This window comes from Ruminococcus flavefaciens (genome assembly GCF_900116855.1).
In the GTDB taxonomy this organism is placed as follows: Bacteria; Bacillota; Clostridia; order Oscillospirales; family Ruminococcaceae; genus Ruminococcus; species Ruminococcus flavefaciens_R.
In genome coordinates, this window is sequence record NZ_UETD01000015.1 from 40,693 (window position 1) to 58,308 (window position 17,616).

The 17,616-nt window shown below is 43.9% G+C and carries 16 protein-coding genes; 7 read left to right on the top strand and 9 right to left on the bottom strand.

All coding sequences use genetic code 11. From position 1 onward, the window contains the following. The first annotated feature begins 42 nt into the window (after positions 1–42). Positions 43–1,380 carry an MATE family efflux transporter gene (locus DSZ37_RS15200; RefSeq protein WP_109727724.1) on the top strand — a complete coding sequence of 446 codons (1,338 nt, stop codon included), beginning with the start codon at positions 43–45 and terminating at the stop codon, positions 1,378–1,380. Positions 1,381–1,481: 101 nt separating this feature from the next. On the opposite strand, the gene DSZ37_RS15205 is transcribed toward DSZ37_RS15200, so the two are convergent. The 4 genes from DSZ37_RS15205 to DSZ37_RS15220 form a co-directional block, all read right to left on the bottom strand. Beyond that, complete coding sequence (locus DSZ37_RS15205; protein WP_109727725.1) at positions 1,482–2,147, bottom strand: hypothetical protein; 666 nt, start codon at positions 2,145–2,147, stop codon at positions 1,482–1,484. Between the two features lie 49 nt (positions 2,148–2,196). After that, positions 2,197–5,904, bottom strand: coding sequence for a cellulose binding domain-containing protein (locus tag DSZ37_RS15210; protein ID WP_109727726.1), 3,708 nt, complete (start codon positions 5,902–5,904; stop codon positions 2,197–2,199). Between the two features lie 353 nt (positions 5,905–6,257). After that, positions 6,258–6,716 carry a hypothetical protein gene (locus tag DSZ37_RS15215; protein ID WP_109727727.1) on the bottom strand — a complete coding sequence of 153 codons (459 nt, stop codon included), beginning with the start codon at positions 6,714–6,716 and terminating at the stop codon, positions 6,258–6,260. A gap of 80 nt (positions 6,717–6,796) precedes the next feature. Continuing rightward, positions 6,797–7,636: a LysR family transcriptional regulator gene (locus tag DSZ37_RS15220; protein WP_109727728.1), complete on the bottom strand. Its 840-nt coding sequence runs from the start codon at positions 7,634–7,636 to the stop codon at positions 6,797–6,799. Between the two features lie 154 nt (positions 7,637–7,790). Between DSZ37_RS15220 and DSZ37_RS15225 the strand changes: the two genes are divergently transcribed. The 3 genes from DSZ37_RS15225 (at position 7,791) to DSZ37_RS15235 (ending at position 10,632) form a co-directional block, all read left to right on the top strand. Next, positions 7,791–8,246, top strand: coding sequence for a flavodoxin (locus DSZ37_RS15225; protein ID WP_109727729.1), 456 nt, complete (start codon positions 7,791–7,793; stop codon positions 8,244–8,246). 17 nt (positions 8,247–8,263) lie between these two features. Then, positions 8,264–10,015, top strand: a complete 1,752-nt coding sequence (locus DSZ37_RS15230) for a 1-deoxy-D-xylulose-5-phosphate synthase (RefSeq protein WP_109727730.1) — start codon at positions 8,264–8,266, stop codon at positions 10,013–10,015. A gap of 191 nt (positions 10,016–10,206) precedes the next feature. Then, positions 10,207–10,632 (top strand): SMI1/KNR4 family protein, encoded by a 426-nt coding sequence (locus DSZ37_RS15235; protein WP_109727731.1) that lies wholly within the window; start codon positions 10,207–10,209, stop codon positions 10,630–10,632. 195 nt (positions 10,633–10,827) lie between these two features. Here DSZ37_RS15235 and DSZ37_RS15240 read toward each other — a convergent pair whose 3' ends face one another. The 4 genes from DSZ37_RS15240 to DSZ37_RS15255 form a co-directional block, all read right to left on the bottom strand. Next, positions 10,828–11,325: an SMI1/KNR4 family protein gene (locus tag DSZ37_RS15240; RefSeq protein WP_109727732.1), complete on the bottom strand. Its 498-nt coding sequence runs from the start codon at positions 11,323–11,325 to the stop codon at positions 10,828–10,830. Positions 11,326–11,421: 96 nt separating this feature from the next. Next, positions 11,422–11,964, bottom strand: a complete 543-nt coding sequence (locus DSZ37_RS15245) for a GrpB family protein (protein ID WP_181380338.1) — start codon at positions 11,962–11,964, stop codon at positions 11,422–11,424. A gap of 1 nt (position 11,965) precedes the next feature. Next, the gene (locus DSZ37_RS18180; RefSeq protein WP_347504738.1) at positions 11,966–12,157 is read right to left on the bottom strand and encodes a hypothetical protein; all 192 of its coding nucleotides are present in this window, start codon (positions 12,155–12,157) and stop codon (positions 11,966–11,968) included. A 50-nt stretch (positions 12,158–12,207) separates the two neighbouring features. Continuing rightward, complete coding sequence (locus tag DSZ37_RS15255; protein WP_109727734.1) at positions 12,208–12,666, bottom strand: hypothetical protein; 459 nt, start codon at positions 12,664–12,666, stop codon at positions 12,208–12,210. Between the two features lie 128 nt (positions 12,667–12,794). Here DSZ37_RS15255 and DSZ37_RS15260 point away from each other — a divergent pair, with 128 nt between their 5' ends. From DSZ37_RS15260 to DSZ37_RS15270, 3 genes are all read left to right on the top strand, one after another. Beyond that, positions 12,795–13,280, top strand: a complete 486-nt coding sequence (locus DSZ37_RS15260) for a hypothetical protein (RefSeq protein ID WP_109727735.1) — start codon at positions 12,795–12,797, stop codon at positions 13,278–13,280. 152 nt (positions 13,281–13,432) lie between these two features. Next, positions 13,433–14,464: a BspA family leucine-rich repeat surface protein gene (locus DSZ37_RS15265; RefSeq protein WP_278299005.1), complete on the top strand. Its 1,032-nt coding sequence runs from the start codon at positions 13,433–13,435 to the stop codon at positions 14,462–14,464. A gap of 457 nt (positions 14,465–14,921) precedes the next feature. Further along, positions 14,922–15,827: a hypothetical protein gene (locus tag DSZ37_RS15270; protein ID WP_109727737.1), complete on the top strand. Its 906-nt coding sequence runs from the start codon at positions 14,922–14,924 to the stop codon at positions 15,825–15,827. A gap of 733 nt (positions 15,828–16,560) precedes the next feature. Here DSZ37_RS15270 and DSZ37_RS15280 read toward each other — a convergent pair. Beyond that, positions 16,561–17,607, bottom strand: coding sequence for an RNA ligase family protein (locus DSZ37_RS15280; RefSeq protein ID WP_242978644.1), 1,047 nt, complete (start codon positions 17,605–17,607; stop codon positions 16,561–16,563). Positions 17,608–17,616 lie beyond the last annotated feature (9 nt).

A 17,616-nucleotide genomic window follows, 5' to 3' on the forward strand; every position in this document is an offset into this window, starting at 1 on the left:
GAAATGCCTGCTGTTTTGTCCGGCTTTTTTTATGGAGGTACTATGGAAAAGAACGATTTTACAAGCGGAGCGATACTGCCAAAGCTGCTGAAATTCATGCTGCCTGTGCTGTTCGCCATGTTCCTGCAATCGCTGTACGGTGCGGTGGACCTGCTGGTGGTGGGAAGATTCAGCGATAACGCGGCTGTATCCGCGGTTTCAACGGGCTCACAGATAATAATGACCCTGACCAATATCCTCGTGAGCTTCTCAATGGGCATAACCGTTGCCGTGGGGCAGAAAATAGGTCAGAAGCGCCCGAAGGACGCGGCTCGGACCATAGGCACGGGACTGGTCATCTTCGCCGCTGCGGGACTGCTGCTGACTGTCATCAGCGTCATAGGCGCGGAGATTCTGGCAAAGATAATGAACGCTCCCGCGGAAGCCTTTGACGTCACCGCAGGCTATATACGCATTTGCGGCGCAGGCTTTCTCATCATAACCGCGTACAACCTGCTGGGAAGTATATTCCGCGGTCTCGGCGACTCAAAAACTCCCCTCATCGCCGTGGGTATCGCCTGCATTTTCAATATCATCGGCGACCTTTTTTTCGTGGCGGTGCTTCACCTCGGCGCAAACGGAGCCGCTCTGGCTACTGTCCTCGCTCAGCTTATAAGCGTTCTTATCTCCCTTATCATCATACGACGCACAAAGCTTCCCTTTGAGTTCCACAGGTCAGATATCAGGATGAACAATGTCTGCGCGAAGGCTATATTCCGCATAGGGACTCCCATAGCCCTGCAGGACCTCCTTGTGGGAGTCTCCTTCCTTGTAATGCTTGCCATTGTCAATAAGATAGGACTTACTGCCTCGGCAGGTGTGGGCGTTGCGGAAAAGGTTTGCGCCTTCATCATGCTGGTACCTGCGGCATTCATGCAGTCCATGTCAGCATTTGTGGCGCAGAATTACGGTGCAGGCAAGGCTGACCGCGCAAAGCAGGCGCTGAAAACAGGCATCGCGGTCTCCTTTGTGTTCGGATTTATGATGTTCCTGCTGACATTCTTCCGCGGAGACCTCCTTGCAGGCATTTTCTCGGGGGACCGTGAAGCGGTCCTCAATGCGTGGGACTACCTGAAAGCCTACGCAATCGACTGCCTGCTGACCTGTTTCCTGTTCTGCTTCATAGGCTACTACAACGGCATACAAAAGACCACATTTGTTATGATACAGGGCATCTGCGGCGCCTTCTGCATAAGGATACCCGTGGCATTCATCATGCAGCACATCGGCGGCGGCTCCCTTTTCCTCATAGGACTTGCCACCCCCTGCTCCACCATTATTCAGATAATCATGTGCTTTGCGGTATATGCATATCTGAGCAGAAAGCGAAGCTCCGAATAAAAACAAGAGCCTGATGAGCAAAAACTCTTCAGGCTCTTTTCGGTTTCACATCCTTGAAACTTCTTTATTATTTTGTGAGGGCAGATCACTGTCAGAGCATATTATTGCAGATACCATTTATCGCCGAAAAGCTCAAATATCTCATCTGCCGACGGGTCATCGAGTCTTTTTGAAATACCCGGCTCAGAGCCGAGGAATACGAATTCCTCCCTGCCGTCCTTCATTCTGACGCCGTACAGAGACTTTTCGGGGGCATCTGCAATTGCTGTGCCCTCTGTGATGACCTCTGCATCGGCATTTACCTGATATAAGCATTCCGCGCACTGCTTCAATGTTTCATCATCGAAATACTCCATTGACTCAAATTCATCGTAATGCTCGATAAGATAGGCATATTCATCCTCCACGGGATACATCGGTTTCGTATCGGGGCGCTCGTAAACGTGCTTCATGCCCTTTCCGTCGATGAAATAGCCCTTTGAATACGGCTCGTCAAAAGAGGCGATCCACATCATGAACACTATTTTCTGATCCGACCATACCTGATCGGTGTCATTTGAAGTGTCTGTCGGAACGGTCGTCTCGGGAGAGGATGTCGTGTCTGCCGAAACGGCAGTGTCGGTCTCTGCGGCAGTAGTCTCCTCATCGGCAGCAGTTGCTTCCGTAGGAGCGATCTCCGAGCCCGATGTGAGCTGTTCCTGATCGCCGCATCCCGACATCATTAGTGAAGCAGCTGCTATGATCCCTGTAAGTACTCTTTTTTTCATGATACCCTCCTAAATTTTTCGGTTTTCAGTGATATGAAAAGTGGCGATATCAGGGCGTAACAGGTGAAGTGCTGACAGTATTTACGGGTGTGACTCTTCTGGTCCTTGAATTGTAGGTAAATACGTTCCAGTAGCCGCCGTTGCCTGTCAGCGGAACAGAGAAGGTGTATGCAGGCTCATTGCTGTTGCCTGTGAAAACCTTTACAGTTGCGCCTGATGATGTGATACTCGGAGAACCGCTGAAGTTGTAAACATAGAATGAATAGTCTCCTGAGATGGGGTTGTAAAGTGTAGTGGTCTCGGGACCGTAGCTGTTTGTATCATCAAGGTCCAGATCTGCTATTTCCGTAGTGCCTTCCCAGTACTGCTTGTATCCGAAATAGATGTGGAAGGTGGTGCCGTCCGACTTGGGTCCGATAAGATGTGAATCCAGATCATAGGGTGTCCTTCCCCACTCAAGCACGATCCTGAGCTGGTTGGAGTCAAGGGTATGAGAAACTGTGGCGTTCTGATTCGCGATGGTCTTGCCGCCCAGTATCTTAACGTTGAAATATGTTTTAAGATATCTCTTTTCACCGCTTGCAAGGGTACGCTGGTCGATTACTTCGATGCAGTAATGTCCTGCATCCTGAGAGAGTGTGTAATTGCCGTTTGTACCTGTGGTGAGAGTGGTGAGTATGGTACCTGTCTTATTGTTCATGCCGCTGCGGACTCTCAGTGTCATGCCGGATACGCCGCTTCCCGTTACGGAATCCTTGATAGTTCCCGAAGCAGTGCCGACGCCTTCATACGATGTGGGTATCAGCTCGATGGTGTCGCAGTAATTTGTCATTCTTGCGGATACTAACGACATTGTCAGTGATGTTGAAATATATCCTGCATGAGAAACAGTTAATGTGTAGGTACCGGGACGGAGATCATAGAATTTGAATGTTCCGTCGGTATCGGATAATGAAAATGCTGTGGGTATCGAAATAATAGAAGACGAACCGCTGCGGTTCAGTGTTACCAGTGAACCTGCGAGAGGAGTATTGTTTCCTGCGATAGTATCAAGATCAGCCTCAACCACCTTGCCGAACAGTACATTCGTACCTGTTACCGTAGTGGCAGTGGGACCTGTGATGCCTGCTGTATCGAATGCATCCTTGATTATCTGTATTTCCTCGCCTGACATTCTCATTGCCTTTGCTGCGCGCAGAACATTTACACGGACGTCATCGAACTCTGCGTCCGAATCATAGCCGTATAACAGAGATTTATACCATAATGCCGCCAGTCTGTCCTTATCGGAGATGCCGTTTGCCCACATAAGATAGCAGGGATAGGAAATAACGGAATTGTTTGTGTGTACTCCGCCGTGATCGAATGTATTTCCTGCAACATTGAAATCATAGAAATATGTCGTATCATTCACGCCTGTAGGCATATGCCTTAAATTAGGGTTGGACATTACACGGATGGGGGCTGCATGATTATCCTCGCCGTGGTTCCAATCGGGATCGTTATCGCCCTCTGCAAAGTATCCGAAGATATCCGCATAGCCCTCATTGATGGCACCGGGAGCATCGTTGTAATTCAGGTTAAGGTCTGTCTCGTCGGCAACAACGGAATGTGTAAATTCATGTCCGACGGTATCTATTCCTGCCTGAGCGGCTGTGGTATAGCTTCCTCCGCGCTGACCGAAAACGATATTATTTCCTGCGCCTGAGGAATAGCTGTTGTTTTCACCGAGATTGATGCTCACATGGAATTCGCCGTTTTCATTGTCAAAGCCGTTTCTGTGCAGTGTCTCAAGATAATAATCATAAACATGATTAGCGCTTACGATGGCACTTACCTCACCTGTTGTCCATGTATTTGAAAATTTGACGATAGGGTCTCCGGGCCAGATAGAGTGGTCGTGGCTTCCTGCCAGATCATGATAGTGTAAGTTCCTTACGGGGTCATCTATTGTGTAAAAGGTCGTATGAAAAATACTAAACTTATTTACGGAGAAGGTCTGATTTACGCCGAACTCATCATTGCCGCTTGCCGATATGACCTCGCTCACGCTTCTGAGGTTCTCAAGGAGGATATCTCCTGTGTGTGCATCAACAAGGAGATTGTAGTACTTGCCGTCCATAAGGCAGTTTATATTGTAAGCGGGCTTTATTCCGTCCTTGGTATAGATCACCAGTCCATCGGAAGATACAAAGTTGTATCCTGCGTCCTCAATGACCGTCTGTGCGTCTGCTTCGGAGATGATATCAGCGGTATCCACAGACAGCTGAGGGATGAATTTGCTGTGGAGAGCTGTGGTATTGCCCTCTGTATCGGTAGAAACAACTATGTTCTGTCCATATACGGGGATACCGTCTATTACCTGATGGAACTTGTAGGAATATCCGCAGCTGTCAAAGCTGGTCTTTTCCCACTCCAGCTGTGTTTTCGGGTCATCGCAGCCCATCAGTGACTTGACTTCGTACAGTGAGAGGAGAGCTTCGTCGGGAGACTCTACAACGATCTGCGAGAATCTGCCGTTGAGATCGGCAATGTAGCCGTCATCGCTGAGATATATCTCAAGATCATCGGGATCGTCATTGTAGATATACAGAAGCTCCAATGAGTCCATGTCATACAGGAAATCCGTATCATAATCTTCATAGGTGTTCTTTATGACGCGGACCGTGAAATCAGCTTCCATGGAGTAGTCGTTGCACTGGATGACAGCCTTCAGTGAAACGTTCTTAGTCTCATCGGAACGTGTGACTGCACCCGTATCCGAGATGACATCGGGATCGGTGCTGATCCATGTGATCGTTGCACCCTCAAGCTCTGTGCAGAGCGTAAGATCAGAGGTTACGGAATTTGCGTCATTGCCCTCTGCAAAGCCTATTTTGAGCTTGGAATATGCATTCATAACAGTCTGCATATCAGTTTCGTCAGTTTCATCATCTGACATACCGAAGGAATAAAGCTGGTAGTTTTCAGGCTCGCAAGCCTCCTCTGCATAGGCAGCGTTCACACCGAATGTAATGCTTTCGCCTGCGGGGATGACTGAGTTATAGCCCGAATTCTTGATGACATAATGTCCGTCATCACCCGAGAGTATCTCTCCGTTCCAGATATTGATGATATCGGCGTTGAAGTCAAATTCCAGCATCCAGTCCTCAATATCTGTTTCTGAATTGTTTGTGATAGTCACATTTGCGTTGAAAGCGCTTTCCCAGCTCTGTGTAACTTCGTATGAGACCTCATACTCCTCAGTATCGCGGCGTGACATTCTGCTCATCATATGGTACTCTGTGGGGAAATCAACGAAGTCCTCACCGCCGATGATGCTGAATGTGATGCTTCCGCCTACCGGGATATCCTGATTCCACTCATTGTTTTTTGCAATGTAGTTGCCTGCTTCTGTGGAAAGGAAGTCTGCGTTCCAGAAGCCGGATATCTCGCCGGGATAATCAAAGCCGATTATCCAGTCCTCGATAGCTTCTTCGCCTGTGTTTTCAATGGTCACATTGGCACAGAAGCCGCCGTCCCAGATACCGTCCAGCTGAAATGTTGCACGGTAGCCGTCACCCTCGTATACAGATTCTCTTACGATGTCCTCCTCGCCGTCAGTATCAACATCTGTTGACTCATCAACTTCAGTTTCAACAGCAGGAGCTGTTTCATCCTCTGCGGCAAATGCCGATTGAGGGATGAAGCTTGCACTTGTTGCGACAGCAAATACAAATGCGATCAGTCTTCTTCTGAATTTTTTAAAATTATCCATAATCCATATCCTTGTAAAGTTATTTGTTTGTACTCAGCGAGCCGAAAAACGGTTCGCAGCTTGAATTATTGAAGTTCATAATTTTGTGCACTACTTACGAAATCAAAAAACTCAAAAACCATTGCAACAGTTTATATAAATTATACCCCCCAAAAATGTGCTTTGTCAATACCGTTCACTCCACACAACAACGCAAAATGGCACTTAAAGGGGAAAAATAGCAAAAAAATGCGGCTTATTCAAAAATCATATAACCAACTACTGTATTTCCTTATGGCAACATTCCTGCTCCGCAGACCGTACCGAGACCTGAAAAAGCTCCTGCAAATATACATTGCAGGAGCTTTTTGATATTACTCATCTCCGAATTTCTCATCATAAATATCGGTCCAGCTGTCACCGTATTCATCTTCTGCTTCAGCCTCTAATCTTATATAAACATGAGCAAGGAAGTCAACAAAATCTTCATATTTTTCTACTTCATCATCAACGCTGTATATTTCGCCTGTTTTAGATGAAAAAAGAAGATCCTTTCCTGAACCGCCTATGCTCCCGATCAATACTGCGTTTTCGTAATGCTTGCTTATTTCCGGGAAAAAAAGCTCAAATTCACCGCCCATGATACGGGCATATTTTGTAAGCATAAGCCAGCTTTTATACATATCGGGGATACTGATGTTATTGTCTTTTTCCCAATCTGATATCTCCTCAAATGAAGCAGGCGGATCAAATTTATAGCTGCAATTTAATATTGAAGATATCTTTTTTATGTCCTCAAAATCGTCAAATACTCTTTGGATAATAATTTCCATGATGTATTCCTCCATAAAGTGATGTTTTTCATAATTATATAATAGCAAAAAGTGCTTTTGGTTCGCCGTTAAATAATGCATTATAAAGCTTCAAACAGCTGCCCGAACTGCTTTTCATTCTCCTTCAGGCAGACGAGGAAATACCTCACCTCTGCTTCTTCGTCGGTAATGGGTATCTCGACACGGTCCGGACTGCTTCCGAAAAACTCATTTGCAGTATCCGTGCTGAATGTAGGAAGAACCGAGGCGCTGACTATCTCATCAAAAGTAAAGCGGTCATTTTGTACCAGAAATCTGGAATGGGGCATCTTTCTGACGGTCATATCATGCCAGAAGCCTATCTCCGACATCAGCAGGAAGTTCTCGCCGTCAAGGTCGGAAAATGACAGTGCGGCTTCTTTTGCAAGCCTGTGTGTCGGCGGCAGCGAGAAGAACAGCTTTTCACTTCCGCAGGCAGTGCTTATGTAGTGCTTATCCTCGGGCTTGAAATGCAGCACTATGAGCTGATACTGCCCATTGTGGAGTCCCTCCAGAAGCTCCGTTTCCTCCGTTATCTCGGTCTGTATCGTCATTGTGGGGTATGATTGCGACAGCAGCGGAGTCAGCTTCCATATGGGTGCAGGCGCACAGACGCCCAGCGATATCGTTCTGCGGCTGCGGTCAAAGTCGCGAACCTGCTTTGCGATACTGTCGATCTCCGAAATAGTTTTCTCGGCAAGCTCGGCGGTCAGTATGCCGTTTTCGTTCAGCTCAAGCTTGTTGCGGCTGCGCACGAACAGCGGTACTCCTATTTCTTCCTCCAGCTTTCTCATATTGCGGCTAAGTGCAGGCTGTGAGAGATACAGCCTTTCGGCAGCTTCGGAAAGTGTGCCGTATTCTTTGAATGCAGCAAGCTGCCGCAGGAGATATAATTCCAGCATAATTTTACCTCAGTATAACTTTCGTTTATAGCAGTATCCTATATTAGCATTGTACAAACCACGGATATCATGCTATAATATGGTTACAACAGGATATCTGTTCCAATTATAACACAAACTGATATCATAATCAATACCGGAACGGAGGTGTACTATGACGGAGAGAAAATTCCTGACCGTATACTTTTCATGGGGCGGACACACACGAAAAGCCGCCAAACTCATCGCAGAGACAACAGGCGGCGATATATTCGAGCTGAGTCCCGAAAAGTCGTACTCCAAGATATACCCCATCTGTGCGGCACAGGCGAAAAAGGAGCGTGACAGGGACGTCCGCCCTGCCTTTGCAGGCTCGATCGCGGATATATCGCAGTACACCGACATTGTGATCGGCTATCCTGCATGGTGGTATACCTGCCCGATGATAGTGCTGAGCTTTCTTGAGCAATACGACCTCACAGGCAAGAACGTGTACCTTTTCAATACCCACGGCGGAAGCGGTTCTGTGGGCACAGACGACGTGAAGAAGCTTTGCAGAGGAAATGTTCACAAAAGCATTGACGGAAATCATCTGACAGAAGCTGCTGTCAGAGAGTGGCTGAACCTATAATACAAGGAGGAATAACAATGTACTTGGAAAATATCAACTGCCCCGACGACATAAAAAAGCTGGAGGTCTCTCAGCTTCAGACACTTGCGGACGAGACAAGAGCCGCACTCATCAACAAGATAAGCAAAGCAGGCGGACATCAGGGACCGAACCTCGGTGTTGTGGAGCTGACTGTGGCTTTCCACTATGTATTCAACTCCCCCAAGGACAAGATAGTCTTTGACGTATCCCACCAGTGTTACCCTCACAAGATACTGACAGGCAGAAAGGAAGCCTTCCTTGATGAGGAGCATTTTCACGATGTGACAGGCTATACCAATCCCAACGAGAGCGAGCATGATATGTTCATTGTCGGTCATACTTCCACCTCTGTTTCCCTTGCGCTTGGACTTGCAAAGGGACGTGACCTGAATAAGCGCAGTGAGAATATCATCGCCCTCATCGGCGACGGTTCGCTTTCGGGCGGCGAGGCTCTCGAAGCTCTTGACTACGCAGGAGAGTACGACAAGAACCTCATCATCATCGTCAATGACAATGACCAGAGTATCGCTGAAAATCACGGCGGACTCTACAAAACGCTGAAAAAGCTCCGTGAATCGAATGGCACTGCCGAGGATAATATTTTCCGTGCAATGGGACTGGACTACCGCTATCTTGATGAGGGTCACGATACCGCAAAGCTGGTGGAGCTGTTTGAGAGCGTTAAGGACATCGACCACCCTGTTGTGCTCCATATCCACACTATCAAGGGAAAAGGTCTGCCCTACGCAGAAAAGGACCGTGAAAGCTGGCACGCGGGCGGACCATTCCACGTTGAGGACGGCTCTCCGCTGTACCCTTATGAGGGCGGCGAAAATGTTGTATTTGACTGCCTGAAAGAGCTGCTGGATACAAATGAGAATGCCATTGTTCTGAATGCCGCAACTCCCATGGGACTTGGCTTTGTGCAGGGGATCCGTGAGGAATATGTACAGCGCGGACAGTTCATCGACGTCGGCATCGCAGAGGAAAATGCAGTCGCTATGGCAGGCGGTATCGCACGAAACGGCGGCACGGCAGTATTCGGCACATTTGCTCCATTTTTCCAGAGGACTTACGACCAGATGTCCCACGATGTGTGCCTTAATGACAGCCCTGCCACATTCCTGATACTCAGCCCCGGCGCGTACGGCATGAATTCCAATACACACATTGCGCTCTGCGATATACAGATGTTTGCCCATATTCCCAATCTCGTTTATCTTGCGCCTGCAAGCAATGAAGAATTCGTGCAGATGTTCAGATATGCCACAACTCAGAAGCAGCACCCTGTTGCTATCAGAGTTGTCGATAATCTTATATCGACAGGTGTCGCTGACGATACCGATTACTCCGTTCTGAAAAACAAGGTCGAACGCAAAGGCAGCAAGGCGGCGCTCATTGCAGTGGGCGGACTTGTTTCCATGGCGCTGAAAGCTGCCGATAAGGTAAAGGAACAGACAGGCACAGATATCACTGTCATAAATCCGAGATTTGTCAGCGGTGTGGACGAGGAGCTTCTTGACTCGCTGAAAAAAGACCACAGCCTTGTCATCACCATTGAGGACGGCGAGGTCATGGGCGGCTACGGACAGAATATCGCAGCATTCTACGGCGATTGTGATATGCGTGTACACTGTCACGGAATTTCCAAGGCTTTCCACACCGAATTCAAGGCAGAGGAACTGCTTGACGCTCACGGTATCTCTGCTGAAAAGCTGACTGCTGAGATCATCGATGCGCTGAAATGAGAACTCGCCATAATTGGCGGCAAAGGATAATACAACTATAAAAACACCGCCGCTCGGGACTAACCTGAACGGCGGTGGTGTATTTATTATGGGCAACTGCATACCGTTACTGAGTTTTATTGACACAGCAGCGATGCTATGCTATAATTGTAACTAACATAAATCGGAATATATCTTATTAGGAGTTAATTATGCAAGAACGTATTGAAAAAATAAAAAACATAGTTGAAAACTGGATGCAATCTGATTTTCACTCTCCTGCAACAGATTCTGAAATAAGTGAGTTTGAAGAGAAGATGAAAGTTAAAATCCCAGAATCATATAAGGAGTTCCTGAGGTGCTCAAATGGAGCCGAATTATTTGGTGGAGATGCTTTCCTCTTTAGTGTAAATGCAAGTGATAAATGTAAAATAAACTATGATTTTTCAGAAGGAAAAGTTCCGAAAGAACTACTGATCATAGGCTTTTATAATTCGTGTCACATATGTTATGATGCAAGATACGGCTCGTTCTTCTTTTATGAATATGAAGATTATGACAGCATAAAAGAAGAGTGTTCGGAATTTTCTGACTTTTATGAGGTTTTAGATTATATTATCGATATAGCAATAAACTGATTATACTTTATTCTGATTTGTCTCGTTAAACAAAACAGATGATAATGCCCCTGAGCGTTAATTTAAACGTTCAGGGGCAAAACTGTATGTGCGTTTTACTCACTCACAACAGGAATACATATCTGGCTCTTGTAGTCGGGGAAATCCTTCGATGTCCTGATATTTTATGGCTTTTGTTGTCAGGTGGTTTTATTCTTATTTTTTATCCTTGACCATTTGCATTAGTAAATCTTGCATTTTTGGAGATAAAGAGCTTTTCTCGTCCAATATGCGTATTATTTCCTTTAGAATGTCCCGAAAATCTTCCTGTACTTCTGATTCACCATGGTCAAAAATACAGAAAGTGTTTTTTGATCTTGATAAACATATCAATTCGCCGTCGCCGAAAATCTCTCCGATAACTATAAGATCAGGAGAAACATCTATCACATTATATTTAAAATCATCAAGTCTGTAAAAATGTGCCAGATCGTTTCTGATCAATGATTCCTCGGAAAAAAGCAACCATTCTCTATATGTAGCTGGAAGTTTGATATTGTTTTCAGTTTCCCATTTCTGAATGTCATTTTCAATCATCGGTGGTTTGAACCATGAGGAGTTTTCTCCGTATTCGGCTATCTTTTTTTCGCATAACGCAGTCAGTTTTTTTATCTCTTTTGTTATACTGTTATTTGGTATTTCCGGAATATACATAAAATCATCCTTTCATCTTAAAATCAAGCCTCACCAGTGCCTTGCCATTAGGCAGGGCACTGGTATTTTGCGGCTTTTGGTGTCAGGCTTTATTGCTCAATACCTGTCTGCATATTTTTTCCGAGCATCGGCAGTGACTCTGCGGATAAAGTCTTCCTTTGCGTCGGTGTAGGCGTTTCTGTCATTGCCGTATTTCTCACACAGCTCCAGTTTCAGAGCTTCATATTCCTTTGCGATACTGAGTTTTTCGTTCAGATAGTCGCGGAAGCACAGGTAATTCTTCCACTCCTCCGAGCCTTTTGGAATAACGTGGATATGGTGAGTTCTTGTATCTTTTTCAAAATCGCCCTTGACATAAAGCAGGTGTTCGGGACGCTCATCGAAACGAAAAATTATACCGCGTTCCGCAAGCGTTTCATTGCGGGCGATGACCTCATCAAGATCATTGACAGCAACGGCGATATCTATTATCGGCTTAGCTTTTATGGATTTTACAGATGTGCTTCCGATGTGTTGAACATCGGCGTTCAGACCGTCCAGTGCACTTTGAATATCGTTGATAACAGTCCTTGCACTTTCCTCCCATGCAGTCTGGTGTTCCTCAAGGAAAACTGTTCCGCGCTTCATTCCAATGCTCATTTTACACCTCATTTCTCTCAAAATCCAACCTCACCAGTGCCTTGCCATTCGGCAGGGGGCAGGACTCCTGAAATATCAGCGAGTAGCCTATCTCCTCCATTATGGAATCAAGCGCCTGAAGCTGCCGTACAGAATCAAGGCTCATGTGCTTTTCGTAGTCGTCAAGACTTATTTCTTCCCATGGGTTTGGCATAGGATTCACCTCGTTAAGTAGAGTTCGCGGCAATAGAAGTGGATATGATTTTACTCATTCCCGAACTTCTCGTCATATATTTCCAGCCATTCTTCGCCGTATTCCTCTTCGGCTTCATCTTCCAAAGTTACATGAACATATGTAAGAAAATCAAGAAAATCTTCATATTCTTCTCTGTCATCGCCGATCGCATAAAATGCTCCTGTAATTTTTGAAAAATACAAACTGTCACTGCCATACCCAAGGCTCCCGATATATACATCTTCTTTATCAGGAGTGCTTATTTCAGGAAAAAACAGCTCTATTCCGCCATCCATGATCCTTGCGTATGAAGTGAGCAATAACCAGCTTTTATACATCTCAGGTATTTTTACACCATTAGTTTTTTCCCATTCTTCAATTTTTCCAGACGGACACGGAGCATCAAATTCTGTTTTTTTCTCTAACATAGAAGAAATATTTTTCAGGTCCTCAAACTCATCTTTTACTTCTTGAATAATATTTTTCATGATACATTGCTCCTTTAATTGATAGTTTCCATAATTATATCATATTTGGGAGAGTTTTTCAATTAGAATGGTGGACAAAGCAACTTTGATATGTTATAATATTGAAAACAATTATCAAAGGAGAAGTTATGGGATTCAAGGATCTATTCAATAAGAAGAACAAAAACGCCCCTAAAAGTCAGAAAGAAACTTTATCTAATGTTAATGAACAGGCAACACTTGCAGAAGATATAGTAAAAATGTCGGACTGGATAGTTCTCGCAATGAATTCTTCTGGATATAAGCTTGATTATACAGTACAGAGTATGAAAGAAATAGACCGATTTTTTGATGAGCAAAAAAGGAGCGGCGGACTTCTCGAAAGCGGTAACAGAGGACCTATACTCTTTGCTATAGGTAGCTATATAGGAGAAACAGCTAAACGGCTATATGGCGGAGAGTGGATAACTGACGATAATGACCCTGAAGGCGAAATCAAGGCTGTATTCAAATTCAAAGACGGGTCCGAGATCTATCCAATGATGAAAGCTATAAAGCGTTATAAGTTAGGAAGCGAAGAAGGTGTATATGGGTATTTTTATGGAGTATCACAGTATATAGATCATAAGTCATGATATACCCACATTTTGCTTGATCTATAATAGTGTGTTCGTCAATATAAAACAGCTCCTGTCCGTGTGGATATGAGCTGTTGTCAGTTATCGCAAAAATATGAGACAAATCATAGTAATGTACGTTTTGAGAAGGAAAAATTGTTCTAAAAATAATCTTAGATACAAGCAGCGCAACTGATATGAATGGAATGTTCTGGAACTGCTCGTCTCTTAAAGAAATCGATGTGAGTAATTTTGATACAAGCAGGGTTACTGATATGACCAGCATGTTCGAAGACTGTTCAAGCCTTGAATACATTGATGTTACCGGCTTTGATACAAGCAGCACTAAATATAATTCAGATGTGTTCAGAAACTGCACTGCTCTCGACCCAAGTATATGCATAGTTAAAGGCAATAGCATTACCCTTGACGGAAATATCGGAGTAAATGTTTATCTACAGCCTTGTGAGGACCTTTCAAAGGCAGTAATAAGCAGTCCCTGCGGTGAAAGGGAATTTATTGATTTTTCCGGCATCATTCAGGACAGCGGATATTACAAATTCTCATATCCAATAAATGCAGCTCAGGGAAATGAGCCGATCACCCTTAGAGCCTACGACAAGGACGGTAAACGCCTTATAGTATGCAATGACAATTATGGGCTCTGTGATCATTCACAGATCAAATCTTCAGTTTATGACTATATCAACGAGATCAAGAAGAGCAAGTTGTATTCAGATCCCACTTTAGCGGCATTTGTAGACGGCCTTGAAAATTTCTGCAAGGCTGCTGAGAATTACTTCAACGGCACTAAAAATGCCATTGCAGGCATCGATAATGTGAACGCAGACAGCGTAAAGGATTACGCTCCTGAATTCGGCAAAGATATTAAGATCTCACTTGTTCTTAATCCTGCGACTGCTTTGAGAATATATACTGATGCTGATAAGGTCGAATACAGTGACAGCGTTATTGCTCCTAAAACAGGAAAGTACGGAAAATACTATGAGATAACAAATATACCTGCACAAAAGCTTGGAAGCGAATACAGATCGATCATAGATGATACAGAGTATAAGTTTATTCCACTGTCATATGTTTACCGTGTGCTCAATAATGAAAGCGCAAGTGATGAGCTTATAGATATGGCAAAGGCAACATATGTTTATGCTAAAACAGCAGAAGCTTATATTGGCAAATAAATGAAATAAGAGGAGAAGGAAAAATGAAGGATAAATACACTGCTCCGGAAATGGATATTATTATTTTTGATAATGAGGACGTAATCACAACCAGTGATCCTGAGCTTGAACCGCAGTAATACAACTCAACAAACGGGACAGATGAATGTACCGCCCCCCAAAAGTTAGACCCAAATCTAACGATTGGAGGTCGGTATTTTTTATGGCAAAAAATATTTTTGAATTTAAGAAGAAAGTTGTGGATAAATAGAATATAACGAGTGCGGAAAAATCTTGTACAACCCATTTCATCAGGAAGTGTTAAGCGCTTCGTAAAGGCGGAATTGACAAGCTGAAATCGAAAAGCAATTGCTTTTCGGCTTTATTTTTGTTTTTTTTTGACATAGCGATGTAAATATTGTATCATTAAATGAAAGAAAAAAGATATGGCAAGATCGCTTTATGGAAGGTAATGAAAATGGACAAGCTGAAATATGACAGTTTTTATAAATTCCTTGTGTCATTGGGCGTAATACTGATAACGCTTCCGTTTGCAGGACTTATTTATGCAGCAAACTTCAAGGTAACTATCATCGAACAGGAAAAATACGAGAAGCTATCTGAGTATTCACGCGAAAGCTTGGAACAAAAGCAGCGGCTTTTTCAGCTTATTGACAGATATTCTGCTTATGTGGTACCGGTTTTCTTCACGTTTGGTTTGATTTTTCTGATAATCGGCGGCTGGTATTGGTTCATAATGCAGCGAGAGCTTGATAAGCAGGTGGTTGCGGATACGAAGCTGAAAGAAGTCAAATCGCAAATGAAACAAATGGATGCGTCGGAAATACTGAAGAAAGCTGTAAAAGAAGCTGAAGAAGAAAAAAATACGACTGAGATTTTTGAAGAAAGCAACACAGATAGTATAACGGAGCATAGTGTGAATGAAAAAAATAATACTGAAAATTTTTATAATTCTGAAAGATTAATGAGATATATAGAAATTGAAAAAAAGGTATATAAAATATTAGTTGAGAAATATTCACAGAGCTATAATGTTATATCTAATGTCAAAATAGGAAGTTATGGATTTGATGCCGTTGCGGTATCCAAAAACAGCAATGAAGATATTATTTTTGAGATAAAAAACTACAAAAATTTAGCTGCGTTCCAAACATCTTCTATTTATGCGATGTTACATGAGAAAGAAAAATATGAGGAAATGAACAAATGTAAGAGCAGATTAGTCTATATTTTCGTTTCTCCTCAGAAGAGCATTGATGATTTTATGAATTATATGAAAAGAAACAAACATAATAAAGAGAGATATACTGTTTTCTCGGAAAACAATATTGAAGTTGAATACTTGGCGGAAGAAGATCTGTAAAAAAGAGCTGACCAATCAGTCAGCTCTCAGCCTGTCGAAAAAGTCTATCGAAAGATAGGCTTTTTGTTTTCTATCAGGCTATGAAGATCATTACGAAAAAATAGACCGTCCGCCGTTGCGGAAGCGTCAGGACATTGCAATTCGGGAACGACTTTGAACGTCTATGCTCATATGTTCCAGACCGCACAGGCAAGAGTGGCTCAGGCGATGAACGGAGCGTTTAGCTTTCTTCCGCAGGATAGTGGGGATTATAACAAGAATGTCCGCTACGGAATCGCAATAGCGGACAAAGCTTTTTTTCACTATAAAAGAAAAACTCAGAAACAACGTATTTACGCTGTTTCCGAGCATATGATCTGGTGACCCGTACGGGAATTGAAAAAATCCCGAGCTTTTCAGCAGCTTTTGGTAAAATGCGAAAATGGCTGTATTTCGGCGATTTTTGAAGCTTCACTTTTAGCATCTTCAAGTGATTTTAAGCGATTTTCATTGCCAATAAGTGGTAAATAAGTGGTTGGATTGGCGCGTCTCTACCGGAAAAAATGACCAGAGCAGCTCTGATTATACGGGCAAATCCCGAACGGAGCTGCTATGTTTTTATCGGATTGAGTTGATGTAAAAATCACGATTATCGTCTCGAAATTGTATTTAATACAATTTCGAGGCAAAAATCAAGAGAATCATGAAATATTATTGAAATTTTCAGAATACCAATAAATGGTTGAATTGGATTTCAGTCATCATTTTTCAGCAGATACCTGTTGCTTACCACCTTCATGCTCAGTTCAGCGCCGATATTGCTGCTGAATACAGGCTCAGTCGGACGAATAACGATACCTTCTTTTTTACCGCCGTTAGGATAGTTTCCGTCTGCTCGTTCAAGCAGAGCTTCAACGGTTGGGTATTTAGCAGGCAGGTCTGTACCGACCTCTTCTATCGGAACAGTCGTGAACTCCAGTTCACTGCATATTTCAAGCATTCTTTCAAGTTCTACACGCTTGCCGTTCTCCATTACAGTGAAAACATACCACTCAGGTCTTTTGAGCTTCAGACGGTTCTGCTGTATACCCGGAGCGCAAAGCTCTCCTTGTACGGTGATAGAAGTAAGTCCTTCTTTTTCCATAAAGGCTTCGAGTTTTTCCTTGTAGCCGCGATCGTTGACAAGCTTGTAGAAATCGCTGTTGCCATCATCCTTGTACTCGTAGTTATGACCTGTAACATGGAAACCGTCTTCATCTATACTGATAGAGTGGGAACTGCCGTCCATTTTTGTGCTGATGTAGTATTCAAGCCCTGTGAACTCCTTTATGAGCTCAGGTGCAGCCTGCACTCTTGTCTCATCGGTATGAGGAATACTTCTCGGCAGGTTCCCTACGACAGTACCGCCGGAAGTAGCACGTTCCTCTATCTCCCACTTGCGGACTCCGAGTATTTCGGTAACATCTGCTCCGAGTTCAATGTCAGTCGGTATTTCGGGGAATATATTTATAGGCAGCAAAAGTCCCTGCGATACCTGTCCTCGAAATTTTTGAGTTTTCAGACGGAATCCCTCACCCATGATGTCAGTGTTTTTGTAGCTGGACGCTCTCAGAAATTCAAACTCAGTTCTGACGGGAATAAAGCTGTCTATCTCAAAATATACGGCTAAGTCCATAGGCTTGAACTGTCCCTTGTTTACTACGCACTGCCAGCCAAGAACATAAGCCAGCTCTATCCTGTCAGCTCCTTCGATAGGTTCTATCTTCCATATTCTTTGTATACTTGCTAATTTTCTGCTCATAATAATCAT

What these genes read in the sequence shown, in the direction of transcription:
- DSZ37_RS15210 (WP_109727726.1), bottom strand. Translation starts at nt 5,904, where the DNA reads ATGGATAATTTTAAAAAATTCAGAAGAAGACTGATCGCATTTGTATTT.
- DSZ37_RS15230 (WP_109727730.1), top strand. Translation starts at nt 8,264, where the DNA reads ATGTACTTGGAAAATATCAACTGCCCCGACGACATAAAAAAGCTGGAG.
- DSZ37_RS15215 (WP_109727727.1), bottom strand. Translation starts at nt 6,716, where the DNA reads ATGGAAATTATTATCCAAAGAGTATTTGACGATTTTGAGGACATAAAA.
- DSZ37_RS15220 (WP_109727728.1), bottom strand. Translation starts at nt 7,636, where the DNA reads ATGCTGGAATTATATCTCCTGCGGCAGCTTGCTGCATTCAAAGAATAC.
- DSZ37_RS15200 (WP_109727724.1), top strand. Translation starts at nt 43, where the DNA reads ATGGAAAAGAACGATTTTACAAGCGGAGCGATACTGCCAAAGCTGCTG.
- DSZ37_RS15235 (WP_109727731.1), top strand. Translation starts at nt 10,207, where the DNA reads ATGCAAGAACGTATTGAAAAAATAAAAAACATAGTTGAAAACTGGATG.
- DSZ37_RS15280 (WP_242978644.1), bottom strand. Translation starts at nt 17,607, where the DNA reads ATGAGCAGAAAATTAGCAAGTATACAAAGAATATGGAAGATAGAACCT.
- DSZ37_RS15270 (WP_109727737.1), top strand. Translation starts at nt 14,922, where the DNA reads ATGGACAAGCTGAAATATGACAGTTTTTATAAATTCCTTGTGTCATTG.
- DSZ37_RS15245 (WP_181380338.1), bottom strand. Translation starts at nt 11,964, where the DNA reads ATGAGCATTGGAATGAAGCGCGGAACAGTTTTCCTTGAGGAACACCAG.
- DSZ37_RS15260 (WP_109727735.1), top strand. Translation starts at nt 12,795, where the DNA reads ATGGGATTCAAGGATCTATTCAATAAGAAGAACAAAAACGCCCCTAAA.
- DSZ37_RS15255 (WP_109727734.1), bottom strand. Translation starts at nt 12,666, where the DNA reads ATGAAAAATATTATTCAAGAAGTAAAAGATGAGTTTGAGGACCTGAAA.
- DSZ37_RS18180 (WP_347504738.1), bottom strand. Translation starts at nt 12,157, where the DNA reads ATGCCAAACCCATGGGAAGAAATAAGTCTTGACGACTACGAAAAGCAC.
- DSZ37_RS15240 (WP_109727732.1), bottom strand. Translation starts at nt 11,325, where the DNA reads ATGTATATTCCGGAAATACCAAATAACAGTATAACAAAAGAGATAAAA.
- DSZ37_RS15225 (WP_109727729.1), top strand. Translation starts at nt 7,791, where the DNA reads ATGACGGAGAGAAAATTCCTGACCGTATACTTTTCATGGGGCGGACAC.
- DSZ37_RS15205 (WP_109727725.1), bottom strand. Translation starts at nt 2,147, where the DNA reads ATGAAAAAAAGAGTACTTACAGGGATCATAGCAGCTGCTTCACTAATG.